This window comes from Amycolatopsis sp. NPDC051106, from assembly GCF_040682775.1.
GTDB lineage: Bacteria > Actinomycetota > Actinomycetes > Mycobacteriales > Pseudonocardiaceae > Amycolatopsis.
Map to the genome: position 1 here is coordinate 1 of NZ_JBFBBQ010000002.1, position 18,861 is coordinate 18,861.

Below are 18,861 nucleotides of genomic sequence, written 5' to 3' on the forward strand. Positions count from 1 at the left end.
GCCCCGGACGACCAGTCGACCTCCGCGGTCGGCTCGTCGAGGTGCAGGGTCTTGGGCAGCTGCCCGTGCCGCATCGCCTCGACCATCTTGATCACGCCGGCGACGCCGGACGCGGTCTGCGTGTGCCCGAGGTTCGACTTCAGCGAACCGACCAGCAGCGGCCGTTCGCGCTCCGGCCCGTACGCGGCGATCAGCGCCTGCGCTTCGATCGGGTCGCCCAGCGGGGTCCCGGTCCCGTGCGCCTCGACGACGTCCACTTCGGACGGACGCAGGCCCGCACCCGCCAGCGCGGCGCGGATGACCCGCTGCTGCGAACCGCCGTTCGGGGCGGTCAGGCCGTTGGACGCGCCGTCGGAGTTGATCGCCGACCCGCGCAGCACCGCGAGCACCGGGTGCCCGAGGCGGCGCGCGTCGGACAGCCGCTCGACCAGCAGGACGCCGACGCCCTCGGCGAGGGCGAACCCGTCGGCACCGGCCGCGAACGGCTTGCAGCGGCCGTCGGGCGCGAGCCCGCGCTGGCGGCTGAAGCCGAGGAACTGGCTCGGCGTCGACATGACCATCGACGCGCCGGCGAGCGCCATCGAGCACTCGCCCGAGCGCAGCGACTGCGCCGCGAGGTGCAGCGCCACCAGCGACGACGAGCACGCCGTGTCGACCGTGACGGCCGGGCCCTCCAAGCCGAGGACGTAGGCGATCCGGCCGGAGGCGACGCTGGAGACCGCGCCGGTGACCAGGTAGTCCTCGCCCTCGGAACCGCCGCCCGAGCCGTAGGCCTGGTCGGTCATGCCGACGAACACGCCGGCCGGCGTGCCGTGCAGCGCGGCGGGGTCGATCCCGGCGCGCTCGAACACCTCCCAGCAGACCTCCAGGAGCAGCCGCTGCTGCGGGTCCATCGCGACGGCTTCGCGCGGGGAGATCCCGAAGAACGCCGCGTCGAACCGGGTGGCGTCGGCGAGGAACCCGCCGTGGCGGGCGTAGGTGGTGCCGGGCCGGCTCGCGTCGGCGTCGTAAAGCGAGCCGAGGTCCCAGCCGCGGTCGGCGGGCAGGCCGGAGATCGCGTCGACGCCGTCGGTCAGCAGCGTCCAGAGCTGTTCGGGCGTCGTGACGCCGCCGGGGAAGCGGCAGCCCATCGCGACGATGGCGATCGGGTCGTCGTCGGCCGCCGCGACCGGGGCCGTGGGTACGTCCATTGTGGACTCCGGCGCCACCTCGGCCAGCAGGTGCTCGGTCAGCAGCGCGGCCGTCGGGTGGTCGAACACGAGTGTGCTGGGCAGCTTCAGCCCGGTCGCCGTGCTCAGCCGGTTGCGCAGCTCGACGGCGGTGAGCGAGTCGAAGCCGAGGTCCTTGAACGCGCGCCGGACGTCGACGGTGTCCGGGCTCGCGTGCCCGAGCGCCGCGGCGACCTGCTGCCGGACCAAAGCGGACACCCGCTTTTCGCGCTCGGGTCCGGCGAGGGCGGCGAGCTCCTCGGCCCAGCCGGACGCGTCCGGGGTCTCTTCCCGGAGCTGCTTCACCTCGGGCCGCTCGGCGAGCAGCGGGCTCGGCCGGACGGCGGAGAAGACGTCGGCGAACACCGGCCAGTCGATCTCGGCCAGCGCGACGAACGTCTCGTCGTGGTCCAGTGCCTGTCCCAGGCCGGCCAGGGCGGCTTCCGGCTCGATGACCGGGACGCCGCGGCGGGCGAGGACGTCGTGCAGGGTCTCGGCGATCATGCCGCCGCCGGCCCAGGGGCCCCAGGCCACCGACAGCGCGGTCCGGCCGAGCGCCCGGCGGCGCAGCGCGAGGGCGTCGAGGTAGGCGTTCGACGCGGCGTAGGCGGCGTGGTCGGCGACACCCCACACGCCGGAGATCGAGGAGAAGAGCACGAAGGCGTCCAGCTCACGGTCGCCGAGCAGGTCGTCGAGGTGCCGTGCGCCGAGCACCTTGCCGCGCAGGACCTCGGCCATCGCCTCGGGGCCGGTGTCGTCGAGCGCGGCGAGCGTGCCGACGCCCGCCGCGTGGACGACGGTCCGGAGGTCGTCGATGCCCTCGATGACGCCGCGGAGGGCGTCGGCGTCGGTGACGTCGCAGATCACGGCGCTCACCCGGGGGCCCAGCTCGACCACGTCGGCGTCGCGGCGGCCGGTCAGGACGACGTGCTCGGCCCCGCGCGCGATGAGCCACCGGGCGAGGTGCCTGCCCAGCGCACCCGTGCCGCCGGTGACCAGGGCCGTGCCACCGGTCTCCCAGGTGCGGACCGGTGCCTTTCCGCGCAGGGACGCGGGGACCAGCCGACGGGCGAAGACTCCGGACGGCCGGATGGCCACTTGGTCTTCGTCACCGGACAGCACCGCGGCGAGCTTCGCGGCGACGCTTGCGTCCCAGGTCTCGGGCAGGTCGATCAATCCGCCCCAACGGCCGGGGTGTTCCAGCGCGGCGACGCGGCCGAGGCCCCAGACCGCGGCCTGCTCGGGCTTCGGCGCCGGGTCGGTGTCGAGCGGCGCGACCGCGCCGCGGGTCAGGTACCGCAGCGGTGCGTCGATTCCGGCGTCACCGAGAGCTTGGACGAGCACGGCCGCGCTGGTGACCGCGCGGATCGGGTCGTCGGAGGTCGTCAGCGCGAGGACGCCGTCCGGCGTCAGCCCGGCCAGCCGCTCGGCAAGGGAGGCGCGGTCGTCGTCGGCAGTGACGAGCACCTCGACGACGCCGAGCCCGCTGAGCGCGCCCGCGGTGGGCGTGAGCACGAGCCAGGTGCCGGTGAGCGGTGTGGCGGGCGGCTCGGGCAGCGGGCGCCAGGCGATGCGGTGGCGCCAGCTGTCCAGGTCCGCCTGGCGTCGCCAGCGGGCCAGCGCGAGCCGCGCGTCGCGCCACGGCAGGTCGTCGGCGAGGCCGAGCGTGTCGTCGTCGAGCGCGGTCCAGAACCCGCTGTCGTCGGCGGGCTTGGCCGCCGGTTCGATCCAGAAACGCTGCCGCTGGAACGGATAGGTCGGCAGGCTGACCGTGCGCGGGTTCGGGTACCGGGCCGACCAGTCGACGTCGTGGCCGTGCGCCCAGAGCTGGGCCGCGGACAGCAGGAACCGGCGGAGGCCGCCTTCACCGCGGCGCAGCGTTCCCACCACGGCCGCGTCTTCGAGGGTCTCTTGCAACCCGCCGCCGAGCACGGGGTGCGGGCTGACCTCGACGAAGAACCGGTGCCCGCGGTCGGCGAGGACGTCGGCGGTGTCGCGGAACCGCACCGCCTGCCGCAGGTTGCGGTACCAGTAGCCGGCGTCGAGGGTCGCGGTGTCGATCGGTTCGGCGGTCACGGTCGAGTAGAAGGGGAGGTCGCCGGTGCGCGGCCGGATCGGGGCCAGGACCTCGCGCAGCTCGGCTTCGATCGCCTCGACGTGCGCCGAGTGCGACGCGTAGTCCACCGGGATCACCCGGGCCCGGACGCCGTCGCGTTCGCAGCGCGCGACCAGTTCCCGCAAGGCCGCGGGGTCACCGGCCACGACGGTCGACGACGGGCTGTTGTACGCCGCGATCGAGATCCGGTCGTCGAGCAGGGCTGCCACTCGCCCGGCGTCCAGCGCGACCGACGCCATCCCGCCCTGGCCGGCGAGTCCCGCGGCGATGGCCTTGCTGCGCAACGCGACCACGCGAGCGCCGTCCTCAAGGGACAGTGCACCCGCGACGACGGCCGCGGCGATCTCGCCCTGGGAGTGTCCCACCACGGCGTCCGGCGTGACCCCGTACGACTGCCACAGTGCCGCCAGCGACACCATGACCGCCCACGACAGGGGCTGCACCACGTCGACCCGGTCCAGCTCGCCGTCGCGGAGGACGGCGGAAGGCGACCAGTCGACAAAGGACTCGAGAGCCGCCGAGCATTCGGCGAATCGCTCGGCGAAAACCGGTGACTCGTCGAGCAACCCGGCCGCCATGCCCATCCACTGCGCACCCTGGCCGGGGAACACGAACACCGTGCGCCCCACCGGCCCGGTGACGCCGGTGACCACGGACGCGCCCGGGGTCCGCGTGGCGATCTCCGCCAGGCCGGCCAGGAGTTCGGCGCGTTCGCCGACCACGGCGGCCCGGTGCTCGAAAGCGGTGCGCGTCGCCGCCAGGGACCAGCCGACTTCGGCGACGCCGTGCGGCGTGTCCGCCAGCGCCGTCGCGCGGTCGGCCACCGCGTCTTCGGTGCGGCCGGACAGCACCCACACGCCCAAACTGTCCTCTTCGGACACCACGGGAGCCGGCTCCGGGGCCTGCTCGACGATGACGTGCGCGTTGGTCCCGCTGATGCCGAACGAGGACACGCCGGCCCGGCGGGGTGCGCCGGTCTCCGGCCACGGCTGCTCAGCCGAAGCGAGGGTGACCGCGCCGGCGGACCAGTCGACCCGCGGGCTGGGTTCGCCGGCGTGCAAGGTCCGCGGTACGACGCCGTGGCGCAGGGCCTGGACCATCTTGATCACGCCGCCGATGCCCGCCGCGGCCTGGGTGTGCCCGAGGTTCGACTTCAGCGAGCCGAGCAGCAGCGGCCGTTCGCGGTCCTGGCCGTAGGTGGCGATGAGCGCCTGGGCCTCGATCGGATCTCCGAGCGGGGTCCCCGTGCCGTGCGCCTCGACGACGTCCACTTCGGACGGTGCGAGCCCGGCGTCGGCCAGCGCGGAGCGGATCACGCGTTGCTGCGATGGGCCGTTGGGCGCGGTCAGGCCGTTGGACGCGCCGTCGGAGTTGACCGCCGTGCCGCGTACGACGGCGAGCACGGGGTGGCCCAGCCGCTGAGCGTCGGACAGGCGCTCGACCAGCACGACGCCGGCGCCCTCGGCCCAGCCTGTGCCGTCGGCGTCCGCCGAGAAGGCCCGGCAGCGGCCGTCGCGGGAGAGGCCGCGTTGCCGGCTGAACTCGACGAGCATGCCGGGGCTCGCCAGGACAGCCGCGCCGCCGGCCACCGCGAGGGTGCACTCGCCCGCGAGCAGCGCGCGCACGGCGAGGTGCAGCGCGACCAGCGAGGACGAGCACGCGGTGTCGACCGTCAGGGCCGGCCCCTCCAGGCCGAGCACGTAGGCCAGCCGGCCCGACGCGACGCTGCCGGTGGTGCCGGTGAGCAGGTGCCCGTCGAAGCCTTCGCCGCCTTCGTACAGGCGCGGGCCGTACTCGGACGAGGTGGCCCCGATGTAGACGCCGGTGCGGCTGCCCGTCAGCGACGCCGGGTCGATGCCGGCGTTTTCGAAGGCCTCCCACGTGGTCTCCAGCAGCAGCCGCTGCTGCGGGTCCATCGCCAGTGCTTCGCGCGGTGAGATGCCGAAGAAGTCCGCGTCGAACTCGGCGACGTCGGTGAGGAAGCCGCCGTGGCGCGCGTAGGACTTCCCGGCCTGGCCCGGGTTGGCGTCGTACAGGTCGTCGAGGTCCCAGCCGCGGTCGGTGGGCAGGCCGCCGATGACGTCGCGGCCGTCGGCGACGAGCTGCCACAGCTCGTCCGCCGAGCGCACGCCGCCGGGGTACCGGCAGCTCATCGCGACGATCGCGATGGGCTCGTCGGCGCGGGTCGCGACGGCCGGAGAGGTCTTGGCCGGCTCGTCACGCAGCATCGCGGCGAGGCGGGCCGGGGTCGGGTGGTCGAAGACCGAGGTCGCGGGCACCTTCCGGCCGGTCGCGGCGGACAGCCGCTCGCACAGCTCGACGCCGATGATCGAGTCGAAGCCGAGGTCCTTGAACGAGGCCGCAGGGTCAATGGCGTCCGGGCCGGGGTGGCCGAGCACCAGCGCGGTGTGCGCGCGGACGGTTTCGAGGAGGTCGTGGGCCGGTTGCGGGCGCGCCTCCGGCCCCCGGTTTCCAGCGTATCGGTGCCCACCGACAGTTTCAGCGCCCGTCCAGGCCTCGGCGGTGTTCCCGTCGAGCCAGAAGTGCTCGCGCTGGAACGCGTACGTCGGCAGGTCGACCGGGCGCGCGCCGGGGAACGCGGCCGTCCAGTCGACGCGACCGCCGCGGGTCCACAGCTCGGCCACCGAGGTGGCGAAGCGGGTGGGGCCGCCGTCGCCTCGGCGGAGGGTGCCGACCGCGGCCGCCGGCCGGTCGGCGTCGGCCGCGGTCTCCAGCAGGCCACCGACGAGCACCGGGTGCGGGCTGACCTCGACGAACACGCCGATGCCCGCGTCGAGCGCGGCCCGGATGGCGGGGTCGAACAGCACCGGCTGCCGCAGGTTGGCGAACCAGTGGTCCGCGTCGAGCCGCTCGGTGTCGAGCAGGCCGCCCGCGGTCGAGGAGTAGAACGGGACTTCCGACGGCCGAGGCCGGATCCCGGCGATCTGCCGCAGCAGCTCGTCCTTGAGGGGCTCGGCCTGTGCGGAGTGCGACGCGTACGCGATGGCGATCCGGCGTGCGCGCACCTCGCGCGCGGTCAGCTCGGCCTGCAGCTCGTCGAGGGCGTCGAGGTCACCGGAGACCGCGGTGGTCGCCGGGCCGTTGACCGCGCCGACCGACAGGCGGCCGGGGTAGGCGTCCAGGAGCTCCGTCACGGCCGCGACGGGCAGGTCGACCGAGAGCATGCCGCCGTGGCCCGCCATCCGATCGGCCAGGAGCTGGGCCCGGAGTGCGACGATCCGCGCCGCGTCCTCCAGCGACAGCGCGCCCGCGACGACGGCGGCCGCGAGTTCGCCCTGGCTGTGCCCGAGCACGGCGGCGGGTTCGACCCCGCGCGCCTGCCACTCGGCGGCCAGCGAGACCGCGACGGACCAGAACACGGGCTGCAGCACGTCGGTGCGGTCGAGCGAGGGCGCGCCGGGGGTCTCCCGCAGGACGTCGACGACGTCCCAGTCGAGGTGCGGCGCGAGCGCGGCGGCGCATTCGGCCAGCCGCGCGGCGAACACCGGCGAAGCGTTCAGGAGCTCGGCGGCCATGCCGGCCCATTGGCCGCCCTGGCCGGGGAAGACGAAGACGACGCGGTCGTCGTTCGTGGCGGTGACGCCCTGGGTGCGGCCCATGCCGTCCGCGACCGCGCGCAGTGCGTCCCGGCTGTCGGCGACCGCGCGGTGCGCGAACGCGGTCCGGCGGGTCGCCAGCGACCACCCGATGTCCACAGCGGACAGGTCGGAGTGTTCGTCCACATGCGACAGCAGCCGGGCCGCTTGTGCCCGCAGCGCCTCGGCGGTGCGGGCCGAGAGCAGCCAGGGCACGGCCGCGCCGGTGGCCTCGCGAGGGGCGACGGGCTCGGCCGGCACCGGCCCGTTCACCGCATTCGACCCGCCCGGCACGACTTCCGGCCGCACCGATGCAGTGAATGACCCCTTCGCTGCATCCGACGCCAGGAATGACTCATTCCTGTCATCACGACCCACCGCCCGGAACCCGGGTGCGGCGGGCTCGGCCGCTTCGAGCACGACGTGGGCGTTGGTCCCGCCCATGCCGAACGAGCTGACCCCGGCGATCCGGCGTCCGGCGTTCCAACCGGCGTTCTCCGCGACCACGCGGAGCTTCAGCTCGGCCAAGGGGATCGCCGGGTTCGGCGTCGTGAAGTTGAGGCTCGCGGGCAGCGTGGCGTGACGCACGGACAGGACGGCCTTGAGCAGCCCGGCGATGCCCGCGGCGCCTTCCAGGTGCCCAATGTTGGTCTTGACCGAACCGACCGGCAGCGGCTCCTCGCGCCCGGCGGCGAAGACCTCGCCCAGCGCGGCCGCCTCGATCGGGTCGCCGACCTTGGTCCCGGTCCCGTGCAGCTCGACGTAACCCACGGCGGACGGCTCGATCCCGGCGTCGGCGTGGGCGCCCCGCACCACCGCGGCCTGGGCCCGGGCGTCCGGGACGGTCAGGCCGTCGCCGGCGCCGTCGTTGGTGACCGCGGTGCCGCGGATTACGCAGAGGATCTCGTCGCCGTCGGCCCGGGCTCGCGAGAGCGTCTTGAGGACGACGAGCCCGCCGCCCTCGCCGCGCACGAAACCGTTGGCACGGGCGTCGAAGGTGAAGCACTGCCCGTCCGGGGACAGCCCGCCGAACTTCGCCGTGGTGACGGCGTTGCCCGGCGAGAAGATCAGGTTGACCCCGCCCGCCAGCGCGACCGGGCACTCGCCGCGGCGCAGGCTCTGCACCGCCAGGTGCACGGCGACGAGCGAGGACGACTGGCCGGAGTCGACGGTGAAGCTCGGGCCGTGCGCGCCGAGCAGGTGAGAGACGCGGTTGCCCAGCAGGCTGCGGTGGACGCCGGTGATGGTGTGGTGGGTGATCGCTTCGGGGTCGCTCGCGTGCACGAGCGCGGCGTAGTCGTCCCACATGGCACCGACGAACACGCCCGCGGCGCTCCCGCCGAGGCTCGCGGGCACGATCCCGGCGTGCTCCAAGGCTTCCCATGCGAGTTCGAGCACCAGCCGCTGCTGCGGGTCCATCGCGGTGGCCTCGCGCGGCGAGATGCCGAAGAACGCGGCGTCGAAGCGGTCGACGTCGTCGAGGAACCCGCCTCGGCGGACGCCGGTGGCCGCGGGGTCCCACCGCCCGGCGGGGACGTCGGTGATCGCGCTGCGGCCCTCGGTCAGCAGCCGCCAGAAGGCGGCGGGCCCGTCCGCGCCCGGGAGGCGGCAGGAAAGCCCGACCACGGCGACCGGTTCGCCCGGAGTACTCGCAAAACCCGTCATCTCACGCTCCATCGGCGGGCGGATTCCTTCCTGTGGCGACTGCTCGACTTTCACGGCAACACAGGCGCGGCGAGGCTGTCCACGGCGGACAGGTCAGGTCTAGTGCGGTGCCTAGAGGACTCAGGAGGTCCAGGTGACAGGCAGCGCGTGGACCCCGTAGTGCAACATGTCGTCGCGCAACGGGACCTGCTCCTGCGGGACCGCGAGCCGAAGCGCCGGGAAGCGCGTGAAGAGCGCCTCGAACCCCACCTGCATCGTGAAGCGGGCCAGGTGCTGGCCGATGCACTGGTGCACGCCGTGGCCGAATGCGACGTGGCCCTGGGTCACCCGGCCGATGTCGAGCCGGTCGGGGTCCGGGAAGCGCCCGGGGTCGCGGTTCGCCGCCGGCAGCGCGACGACCACCGTCTCGCCCGCGCGGATCACCTGCTCCCCCAGCTCGACGTCTTCCAGCGCCGCCCGGCTCGCCCCGAGGTGCGAGACCGTCAGGTACCGCAGCAGCTCTTCCACGGCGTTGGGCCACAACGCCGGGCCGGCTTGCAGCCGCTCGAGCTGGTCACGGTGTTCGAGCAGCGCGAAAGTGCCCAGCGCCAGCATGTTCGTCGTCGTGTCGAACCCGCCGCCGACGAGGGCCCAGGCCAGGTTCACCAGCTCCGGCCGGTCCAGTTCGCCGGTGCGGGCCAGCTCGCCGAGCATGTCGTCACCGGGGTCGTCGAACGCCGCGTCGACGAGCCGTTCGAGCGTGCCGCCGACGACGGTGATCGCGGCGATCAGCTCCTCCAGGGAGTACCGCATCCGGGCCACGACGTTCAGGTGGTGCAGCAGTTCTTCGCGGTCGGCCTCGGGCACGCCGACCAGTTCGCACATCAGCCGGGTGGCCAGCGGCTCGGCGTACGCGGTGACCAGCTCGGCTTCCGTACCGCGAGCGGCCATCGCGTCCAGCAGCTCGCCGGCGATCCGCTCCGCGGCGGGGACGAGCTCCCGGGTGCGCCGCACGGTGAAGTACTTCGCGATCAGCTTCCGGTACCGCGCGTGGTCCGCGCCGTCCATCTTCGGGAACGCGCCGGGCGCGGCCGGTTCGGGCGCGTAGGTGTCCATCGGGAACGGCGGCGGCACGGCGAGCGCGACGAGGTCGTTGCGGTGGCTGAAGCGGGCGTCGGCCAGCACCGCGCGGACGTCGGACAGCTTGGTCACCAGCCAGCCGGTGGCCGGGCCGGGGCTGACGTCGAACGCGAGCGGGCTGATCCCCCGCCGGGCCCGGTACTCGTCGGGCGGGTCGAACGGGCAGCTCCGCTTGACGGGCAACGGCGACGGCTCGGTCACTTCCGGCTCCCTCCGGCCGGGTGCACGGCGGCGACCCTGGCCTCGATCTCGTCGGCGGCGCGGGCCGCCCCGCCGGCGGCGTGCACCTCGCGCCGCATGAGCTGGACGCGCCGGCGCACGGCGTCGTCCCGGTCGACGGCGAGCACGGCGTCGCGGATCCGCTCGGCCGTCACGGTCTCCTTGTCCAGCGAGGCACCCAGGCCGAGGCGCCGGATCTGGCGGGCGTTGATGTGCTGTTCCGGGTGGTGCGGCACGGCGATCACCGGGACGCCGAAGGACAGCGCTTCCATCAGGCTGCCCATCCCGCCCTGGCACAGGAACACCGAGCAGTGCGGCAGGACGTCGCCGTGCGCGACCCAGCGGTGGGCCTCCACATGGGACGGTAGCGGCCCGAGCGTCGCCGGGTCGCCGCGCTTGCCGAGGGTGAGCACCACCTGCCACGGCACGTCCGCGAACGCTTCGGCGCAGGTGCGGAAGAACTCCGGCCGGTCGTTGACCGTCGTGCCCAGGGTGATCAGCACGACCGGGCGCCCGTCGGAGGGCGGCTGCCACGACGACGCGGCCGGGCCGGCCGACGGGCCCACGAAGGCGAACCGGTCGTCGAAGGTCTCCCCGGCCGGCTGGAACGCCCGCGGCAGGAACACCAGCGTGAACTCGTCGCCGCCGGTGAAGAACTCCTCCAGCGTCAACGCGCCGAGGCCGTGCGCGGCCAGGTGCTCGCCCAGCCGCGTGACGAACCGGGCGATCGCCGGGTGCGCCGGGTCGACCGCCTCGCCGAAGGCCTGGTTCTCCTGGGTGAGCGAGAAGTGCTCGTTGGACGCCACCGTGGCCGAGAGCTGCACCGCCGGCAGCCCGTGCTTGCGAGCCAGCAGCCGCCCCGGCGCCCACAGCGTCGTGTCGTAGACGAGGAGGTCCGGCGAGCACCGGTCGAAGACGCGTTCCACGGCGGGCAGCACGGCCATGCTCTGCTCGAGCAGGTGCAGTGGTGCTTTGGCGGCCTCGTCGGCGTCGGTGATGTCGGGCTGCGCGGTGGACAGGTCGCAGGCGTAGGCCGCGGCCCGGGCACCGAGCGCGACGACCCGGTCCGCGAACTCGTCGGAGGTGAAGCAGGTGACCCGGTGGCCGCGGCGGACGAGCTCGGCGACCACCGGCAGCGCCGGGGTCATGTGCCCGTAGGCCGGGTACGGCAGGAAAGCGATGTCCCGTGCTTCGGTCATGACCGGCTCCTACGCGACGGGAAGGGGTTCCGCGCCCCGGCGCTTGTAGCGCTCGATCAGCGAGAGCGCGGGCGAGGTGGCGACGGTGGTCACCAGCGTCATGACGACCAGCATCGCGAACAGAGTCGGGCTGATGACCTTGAGGTCGAGGCCGATGTTCAGCACGGCCAGCTCGGTGAGCCCCCGGCAGTTCATCAACGCGCCCAGCGACCACGAGTCGCGCCGGCCGATCCCGGACAACCGCGCGGCGACCAGGCTCCCGCCCCACTTGCCGAGCATCGCGACGACGACGATCAACGCCGTCCAGAGCCACAGCGACGAGTCGGAGCCGATCAGGTCGAACTTCGTGCGGAGTCCGGTGTAGACGAAGAACAGCGGCAGCAGCAGCGTGACCGTCAGCGCGTGCATCTGTTCGGTGGCCTGGCGGATCGGCAGCGAACCGCGCGGCGTCACGGCGCCGAAGAGGAAGGCGCCGAAGATCGGGTGGATGCCGATGGCGTTGGTGGCCAGCGCGGACAGCAGCAGCCCGGCCAGCAGCACGGACACCACCGCCGTGGTCGGCAGCGCCTTCTGCCCCTGCTCCGTCGGCGCGAACAGCCGGCGCAGCAGCGGACGCACCACGAACAGCATGAACGCGAAGAACGCGATCGTGAGCCCCACCGTCACCAGCGTGGTGGCCATGGAGGTCGCGCTCGCGATGGCGACCACGAGCGCCAGCAGGCACCACGCCGTGATGTCGTCGACGGCGGCGCAGCTGAGTGCGAGCGCGGCGATCGGCAGTTTCGTCATCTTGCGGTCGGTGATGATTCTCGCCAGCACAGGGAAGGCGGTGATGCTCATCGAAATCGCGAGGAACAACGCGAACGGCAGCCGGGCGACCCCATCGCCGAGCGTCGGGTGCAGCACGAACGCCAGCAGCACGCCGGAGAGGAACGGGATCGCGACGCTGACGTGGCTCACCAGCACCGCGGCCTTGCTGCGGCGGCGGACCAGCTCGACGTCGAGCTCGTAGCCCACCAGGAACATGAAGATCACGAGCCCGATCTGGGCGAGCGTGTTGATCGTCGAGGCCAGGAAGTCGGGGAAGATCCAGTGGTAGGCCGCCGGCCACACCCAGCCGAGGAACGACGGCCCGAGCAGGATGCCGGCGAAGATCTCCCCGATCACCGCGGGCTGCGCCAGCCGCCGCGCGCCCGCCGAAAGCAGCCGGCAGGCCAGGAAGATCACCGGCAGGGCGAACAGCAGCTTGGCCACCGGGTCGGCCGCGCCGCCGGTGTGGCCGGCCGGCGCGTGGCCGTCCCCGCCGCCGGTGCGCAGCAGGAAGAAGGCGGCCACGACCGGGAGGACCACCATGGCGAGGTAGGAGATCCACGCGCGGCCTCGCCGCGTGGCGGGCGCCGCGGACTCGGTGGTGCGCTCGTCGAGCGATGACATGACTGGTCTCTCCGATCAACCGGGCCGGGAGCGCCCCAATGTGGCGTTCGGTGCGTCTGACGCACCCAATGTGGCGTTCGGTGCGTCAGACGCACCGAACGCCACATTGGGGCGCTGGGGACTCAGGCGAGCGCCGCGTCCATCGTGATCGTCGTGCCGGCCAAAGCCTTCGACACCGGGCACGTCTTCTCGGCCGTCTCCGCGTACTCCGCGAACTGCTCCGCCGTGACGCCCTCGATCGACGCGCGCAGCGTGATCGCGATGCCGCTGATCTCGAAGCCGCCGCCCGCGGCCGGGCCGAGGGTGACCTCCGCGCTCACGTCGATCGAGTCCGCCGTCAGCTTCTGGGCCTCCAGCACGCCCGACAGGTTCATCGCCAGGCACGACGAGTGGGCCGCCGCGATGAGCTCCTCCGGGCTCGTCTGGCCGTCCGGGTTGCCCGCCCGGGTCGGGAACGAGACGGAGAACGTGCCGGCGTTGGACGAGTCCAGGCTGACCTCGCCCTTCCCGTTCTGCAGTCCGCCGACCCAGTGGGTGGTCGCGTCACGGCTGGGCATCAGGGCCTCCAAGTGAGTACGCGGTGGCCGACGCTGTCAGCCGCCGCAGGGTTGTGATGAGCTCCCGCCGCGAAGCGTCGTCGAGGCCCAGTGCGCAGCCGATGGCCGACGGGACGCCCGCCGCGCGGGTGCGCAGGAAACGTCCTTCCTCGGTCAGGCTGATCACCACGGTGCGTTCGTCCTCGGGCAGGCGCGCCCGCGTGAGGAGCCCGTTGGCTTCGAGTCGTTTGAGCAGCGGGGAAAGCGTGCCGTAGTCCAGGTGCAGCGCCTCGCCGATCTCCTTGACCGGCCGGGCGTCGGACTCCCACAGCACCAGCAGCACGAGGTACTGCGGGTAGGTGAGCCCCAGTTCGCCGAGCAGGGGACGGTACGCGTCCGTCACCGCGCGCGACGCCGCGTAGAGCGCGAAGCAGGCTTGCTCGTCCAACTGGAACTCATCAGGCACGTCCGTAAACCTAGCCCACGATTACATCGTGTGCAAGGTATTTCTGTCGGACCCCTCTGGCACAGTGCCGGTCATGACCGAACGACCGCGGCGCCCGAAGGTCCCGCTCACCGGCGGCGAGCGTGAGATCTTGACGAACCTCCTCGACTACCACCGCGCCACCGTCGCCTGGAAGAGCGGAGGGCTCACCGAAGCGCAAGCCCGCCAGGTCCACCTGCCCAGCGAGCTGACCACCGTCGCCGGCCTGCTCGCCCACCTCACGCTGAACGAGTGGTTCTGGTTCGCCGTGGTCGTCGACGGCGAGGAGGACACCTGGGAGCAGAAGCTCGAACAGGACCCGGACGCGGAGTTCCGGATCCCGCCCGAGACGACACTGGCGCAGCTGCTCGCCGACTACGAGAAACAATCCGCCCGCAGCCGCGAAATCACTGCCGCTCACGGCCTGGACGACGAGGTGACGCACAAGGACGAGACCTTCAACGTCCGCTGGGTCCTCACGCACATGATCGAGGAGACCGCCCGGCACGTCGGCCACCTCGACGTCCTGCGCGAGCTGACCGACGGGCTCACCGGGGAATGACCTTCTTGGGCGGCCACGGGAAGAAGCCGCTGGTCCGCTCGACGTAGCGCGCGTACGCCGGGCGGGTCTTCGCCATTCCCTTCTCCAGCATGGGTTTCCCCGTGCCGCGGGCCAGGGTGAACGTCATCGCGACGGGGGAGAGGATCGTCAGCGCGCCCGGCCACGTCGAGCAGGCCAGCAGGTAGAGGCCCCACCACACGCACGCGTCGCCGAAGTAGTTCGGGTGCCGTGTGTAGCGCCACAACCCCGTGTCGAGCACCTTCCCCTTCGAAGCCGGATCCGCCTTGAAGCGGCGCAGCTGCTCGTCGCCGATCGTCTCGAACCCGAACCCGATCAGCCACACCGCGACCCCGAGCCAGCCGAGCACCCCGAACCCGGTGCCGTACATCGCGAACTGCACCGGCAGCGAGACGAAGTACAGCACCACGCCCTGGAACAGGTACACGCGCACGAACATGCGCAACGGCCCCGCGGCCATCCGCGCGTATCGCGGGTCCTCCGGCAGCTTGTGGTTGCGCAGGTGCAGGTGCAGCGAAAGGCGCCCGCCCCAGACGACCGTCAGGACCAGGACCACCAGCCGCAGCGGCAGGGGACCGTCGCCGAAGGGGAACGCGGCGGCCGCGACGACCGCGAAACCGAGCCCCCAGAACGTGTCGACCGTGTCGTACCGCTTGCGCGCCCGCGCGATCCCGAAGGTCGCCACCACCGCCACGAGCGTGACGCCGGCGGTGACCAGCAGCGTGCTCCCGAGCGTCATCGGAGCCACTCCCGCGTCGCCGGCATGCCGCTGTCGCCGTGCTCGTCCGGCCGCACGCTCAGGATCTGGTCCACGCCCATCCGGTTCTCCTCGAACGCCAGCGCCCCACCCACGAGGTAGAGCCGCCAGACCCGCGCGCCGGTCTCGCCGATCAGCGCGACGACGTCGGCCCAGTTCTCCTCCAGGGTGTCGGCCCAGGCGCGGACCGTCCAGACGTAGTGCTCGCGCATCGCGTGGACGTCCCGGACCTCGAGGCCGGCGTTTTCGAGGTGCTCGACGGTCCGGCCCACCGGGCGCATCGTCATGTCGGGGGCGATGTAGCGCTCGATGAACGCGCCGCCGCCGGGGGCGACGTTCCCGCGTGACATCTGCTGGATCAGCACGCGCCCGCCGGGCCTGACCATCCTGTGCAGCGTCGCGGCGTACGCCGGGTAGTTCACCTCCCCGACGTGCTCGCCCATCTCGATCGACGCCACCGCGTCGAACGGCGCGTCCGGCAGCTCGCGGTAGTCCTGCCGGCGCACCTCGACGCGGTCTTCGAGGTCGTGCTGGGCGAGCCGGCCGCGGATGTGCTGCAGCTGCTCGGCCGAGAGCGTGATGCCGACGGCGTGCACGCCGTGGTGCTTGGCCGCGTGGACCAGCAGCGAGCCCCAGCCGCAGCCGATGTCGAGCAGCCGCATGCCCGGCCGCAGCCCGAGCTTCCGGCAGATCATCTCCAGCTTGTCGGATTGCGCCTCCGCCAGGCCGTACCCCGGTTCGTCGGAGGTGAAGTACGCGCTGGAGTAGGCCATCGACTCGTCCAGCAGCAGCTGGTAGAAGGCGTTGCCGAGGTCGTAGTGGTGGGCGATGGCGGACTTGTCGCGCAGCAGGCTGTGCAGCTTGCCCGTGAGCCGAGCCTCTTCGGCGGGCGGCTTCGGCGGCGGCCCGGCGACGCCGAGACGAGCGGCGAGCTTGGCGGCTTCGGCCCAGTCGCGCGGCCCGAGCTTCACTCGGTTGAGCTCACCCGAGCGGGTGAGGGCCCAGATCCGGCGGAAGCCGTCCGCCAGATCTCCTTCGACGTCGAGGTCACCGGTGACGTAGGCGCGGGCGAGCCCCAGCTCACCCGGCGAGTAGAGCAGACGGCGGAGGGCACGGCGGTTGCGGAGCACGACGGTGGGCGCGTCCACTGGGCCGGCGCGGGTTCCGTCCCAGGTCCGCAAGCCGACGGGGAGCTGCCCGCCGAGGAGGTTTTCGGCGAACGAGGCGAGGCGGTGCGCGGTGCTGTTCGGCATGTCCGGGATTCGCTCTCCCCGGCGCGGTGGATTGGTGCCGCGTCCCGCCAATCCACGCCCGGCGCGGCGGCGAAGTACCGGTGTGGAGATCACGGGAGAACGCATCGCCGTCATCGGCAGCGGGGTGGCCGGGCTGACGGCGGCATACCTGCTGCGACGCAAGCACGAGGTCCTGCTCTTCGAATCCGACGACCGGCTCGGCGGGCACGCGCACACCCACGACGTGCCCAGCGCCCACGGCGGCACGATCGGCGTGGACTCGGGCTTCATCGTCCACAACGAGCGCACCTACCCGACGCTGCTGAAGCTGTTCGGGGAGCTCGGCGTGCGCACCCGGGACACCGAGATGTCGATGAGCATCCGCTGCGACGGCTGCGGCCTGCAGTACGCCGGCGCCAAGGGGCTGCCGGGGCTGTTCGCCCAGCGCGGCAACCTCGCGCGGCCCCGCTACCTGCGGATGCTCGGCGAGGTGAAGCGGTTCCACCGGCACGCGAAGCGGCTGCTGGACACGGGTGACGCTGATGCCGCGGGTGAAGTCACGCTCGGCGCGTTCCTCGCCATCGGCGGCTACACCCGCTACTTCGTCGACCACTTCATGCTGCCGCTGGTGTCGACGGTCTGGTCCGCCGACCGCAGCGACACCCTGCGCTACCCGGCCCGCTACCTGTTCGAGTTCCTCCGCAACCACGGGATGCTGAGTGTCAAGGACTCGCCGTCCTGGCGGACCGTCGTCGGCGGGTCCCGTGAATACGTCGAACGCGCGGCCAAGCAGCTCACCGCGGTCCACCTGTCCACGCCGGTGCGGTCGGTGCTGCGGACCGCCCGCGGCGTGGAGGTCCGGGACGACGCCGACACCCGGCACCGCGTCGACCGGGTCGTCATCGCCACCCACGCCGACCAGGCGCTGTCCCTGCTGGCCAACCCGACCGGCGCCGAGCGGGAGGTGCTCGGGGCCTTCCGCTACTCGGCCAACGAAGCCTGGCTGCACACCGACACGAGCGTGCTGCCGTCGCTGCCCGACGCCCGCGCCGGCTGGAACTTCCGGGCCCCCGTGTGCGGCGCCCCGACCGGCGCGGTCCAGGTCAGCTACGACATGAACCGCCTGATGCGGCTGGACGAGCCGACCGGGTACGTCGTCACGCTCAACCCCGGGGACGGCCCCGGCAAGCAGGCCCTGGTCGCGAAGATGCGCTACGAGCACCCGGTCTACACCCCGGAAGCCGTTGCGGCGCAACGACGGTTGCCCGAGCTCAACGACGGCGTCCTCGCCTACGCCGGCGCCTACCACGGCTGGGGTTTCCACGAGGACGGCTGTTCTTCGGGCGCCCGCGCCGCCGAGAGCCTCGGAGTCGATTGGTGACGAACGCGCTCTACGACGCCACGGTCGCGCACGTGCGGCGGATCGATCCGCCGCACTCCTTCGCGCACCGCGTGTACCTGTGGCTGGTCGACCTCGACGCGCCGCCGGTGCTGCCGTGGTGGCTGCGGCCGTTCGCCCGGTTCGACCGCCGCGACCACTTCGTCGCCGGCGACCCGCGCGGGATCCGGGAGAAGCTCGACTCGTGGCTCGCCGACCGCGACGTCGACCTGCGCGGCGGCCAGGTCGTCATGCTGGCCGCCGCGCGCGTGCTCGGGTACGCGTTCAACCCGATCAGCGTCTACTGGTGCCACGACCCGGACGGGCGGCTCGAGTGCGTCGTCGCCGAGGTGCACAACACCTACGGCGGCCGCCACGCCTACCTGCTGCGCCCCGACGAGGCCGGCCTCGCCCGGGCGGCCAAGGAGTTCTACGTCTCGCCGTTCCAGGAGATGGACGGCGAATACCGGATGCGCCTGCCGCACCCGGAAGCGCTGCTCGACCTCACGGTCGCGTTGCGCCGCGGGAGTTCCACGCCGCTGGTCGCTACGCTGCGGGGAGTTCGCCGCCCGGTGAACCCGCGGTGGCTGGCCCGGCTCGTGCTGGCCCGGCCGCTGCTCCCGCAGCGGGTGTCCGCGCTGATCCGCCGCCACGGCGTCGCGTTGTGGCTGCGGAAGGCCGCGGTCGTGCCGCGCACGCCGCAGAACGCCGGAGGACAGCTGCATGGATGAGTCGGCCCGCCGGCGCCCGGTGGCACCGGTACCTTCGGACGCCCCGCCCGCGCCCACCGCCGAAGAGCTCATGGTGCGCGTCGCGAAGGGCGACGAGCGGGCGTTCGAGCTGCTCTACGACCAGTTCGCCGGGCCGATCTTCGGGCTGGTGCGGCGGATCGTGCGCGACTCGGCCCAGTCCGAAGAGGTCGCCCAGGAGGTGCTCGTCGAGCTCTGGCGCACCGCGACGCGGTACGTGCCGGACAAGGGCTCGGCGCTCAACTGGGCGATGACCCTGGCGCACCGCCGCGCGGTCGACCGCGTCCGTTCGGCGCGGGCCAGCACCGAACGGGAGCAGAAGGCGACCTTCGAAGCCGCCCGCGGCCGGCCGTTCGACGAGGTCGCCGAGTCCGTCACCGCGCGGCTCGAACGCTCCCAGGTGCGCAAGTGCCTGTCCTTCCTGACCGATCTGCAGCGCGAGTCCGTGCTGCTCGCCTACTACCAGGGCTATACGTATCGCGAGGTGGCCGAAGTGCTGTCGACGCCGCAAGGAACCATCAAGACGCGGCTGCGGGACGGCTTGATCCGCCTGCGGGACTGCCTGGGGGTGACCGCGTGAGCACTCCCG

12 protein-coding genes are annotated in these 18,861 nt (G+C 72.8%); 4 read left to right on the forward strand and 8 right to left on the reverse strand.

Annotated elements, in window-relative coordinates; all coding sequences use genetic code 11:
• The 6 genes from AB0M83_RS01640 to AB0M83_RS01665 all read right to left on the reverse strand — a co-directional run.
• The coding region (locus AB0M83_RS01640; RefSeq protein ID WP_364510847.1) for a type I polyketide synthase at positions 1 to 8,585 on the reverse strand (8,585 nt) is incomplete at its 3' end.
• A gap of 120 nt (positions 8,586 to 8,705) precedes the next feature.
• Positions 8,706 to 9,905: a cytochrome P450 gene (locus AB0M83_RS01645; RefSeq protein WP_364510849.1), complete on the reverse strand. Its 1,200-nt coding sequence runs from the start codon at positions 9,903 to 9,905 to the stop codon at positions 8,706 to 8,708.
• Entirely contained in the window at positions 9,902 to 11,122 is a 1,221-nt protein-coding gene (locus AB0M83_RS01650) for a macrolide family glycosyltransferase (protein ID WP_364510852.1), read from the reverse strand. The genes AB0M83_RS01645 and AB0M83_RS01650 overlap by 4 nt, the downstream gene beginning before the upstream one ends.
• A gap of 9 nt (positions 11,123 to 11,131) precedes the next feature.
• Positions 11,132 to 12,556, reverse strand: a complete 1,425-nt coding sequence (locus tag AB0M83_RS01655; RefSeq protein WP_364510855.1) for a cation:proton antiporter — start codon at positions 12,554 to 12,556, stop codon at positions 11,132 to 11,134.
• Positions 12,557 to 12,678: 122 nt separating this feature from the next.
• On the reverse strand, positions 12,679 to 13,113 hold the full coding sequence (locus tag AB0M83_RS01660) for an OsmC family peroxiredoxin (protein ID WP_364510858.1): 435 nt from the start codon (positions 13,111 to 13,113) through the stop codon (positions 12,679 to 12,681).
• Positions 13,100 to 13,558 carry a MarR family transcriptional regulator gene (locus AB0M83_RS01665; protein WP_364510861.1) on the reverse strand — a complete coding sequence of 153 codons (459 nt, stop codon included), beginning with the start codon at positions 13,556 to 13,558 and terminating at the stop codon, positions 13,100 to 13,102. Before AB0M83_RS01665 ends, AB0M83_RS01660 begins: the two co-directional genes overlap by 14 nt.
• A gap of 73 nt (positions 13,559 to 13,631) precedes the next feature.
• Here AB0M83_RS01665 and AB0M83_RS01670 point away from each other — a divergent pair, with 73 nt between their 5' ends.
• A complete protein-coding gene (locus AB0M83_RS01670; RefSeq protein WP_364510864.1) occupies positions 13,632 to 14,138 on the forward strand; it encodes a DinB family protein in 507 nt (168 codons plus the stop codon).
• Here the strand turns inward: AB0M83_RS01670 and AB0M83_RS01675 are convergent.
• Positions 14,125 to 14,895 carry a DUF1295 domain-containing protein gene (locus AB0M83_RS01675; protein ID WP_364510866.1) on the reverse strand — a complete coding sequence of 257 codons (771 nt, stop codon included), beginning with the start codon at positions 14,893 to 14,895 and terminating at the stop codon, positions 14,125 to 14,127. The two genes, AB0M83_RS01670 and AB0M83_RS01675, sit on opposite strands and share 14 nt — an antisense overlap.
• Positions 14,892 to 16,166 (reverse strand): cyclopropane-fatty-acyl-phospholipid synthase family protein, encoded by a 1,275-nt coding sequence (locus tag AB0M83_RS01680; RefSeq protein ID WP_364510869.1) that lies wholly within the window; start codon positions 16,164 to 16,166, stop codon positions 14,892 to 14,894. The genes AB0M83_RS01675 and AB0M83_RS01680 overlap by 4 nt, the downstream gene beginning before the upstream one ends.
• Positions 16,167 to 16,248: 82 nt before the next feature.
• On the opposite strand from AB0M83_RS01680, the gene AB0M83_RS01685 reads away from it, so the two are divergent.
• Genes AB0M83_RS01685 through sigK form a run of 3 tightly spaced genes read left to right on the forward strand, consistent with a single transcriptional unit; the run spans position 16,249 to position 18,852 of the window.
• Positions 16,249 to 17,526 (forward strand): FAD-dependent oxidoreductase, encoded by a 1,278-nt coding sequence (locus AB0M83_RS01685; RefSeq protein ID WP_364510872.1) that lies wholly within the window; start codon positions 16,249 to 16,251, stop codon positions 17,524 to 17,526.
• The gene (locus AB0M83_RS01690) at positions 17,520 to 18,254 is read left to right on the forward strand and encodes a DUF1365 domain-containing protein (RefSeq protein WP_364510875.1); all 735 of its coding nucleotides are present in this window, start codon (positions 17,520 to 17,522) and stop codon (positions 18,252 to 18,254) included. The genes AB0M83_RS01685 and AB0M83_RS01690 overlap by 7 nt, the downstream gene beginning before the upstream one ends.
• Positions 18,247 to 18,852: an ECF RNA polymerase sigma factor SigK gene (gene sigK, locus AB0M83_RS01695; RefSeq protein WP_364510877.1), complete on the forward strand. Its 606-nt coding sequence runs from the start codon at positions 18,247 to 18,249 to the stop codon at positions 18,850 to 18,852. The genes AB0M83_RS01690 and sigK overlap by 8 nt, the downstream gene beginning before the upstream one ends.
• Positions 18,853 to 18,861 lie beyond the last annotated feature (9 nt).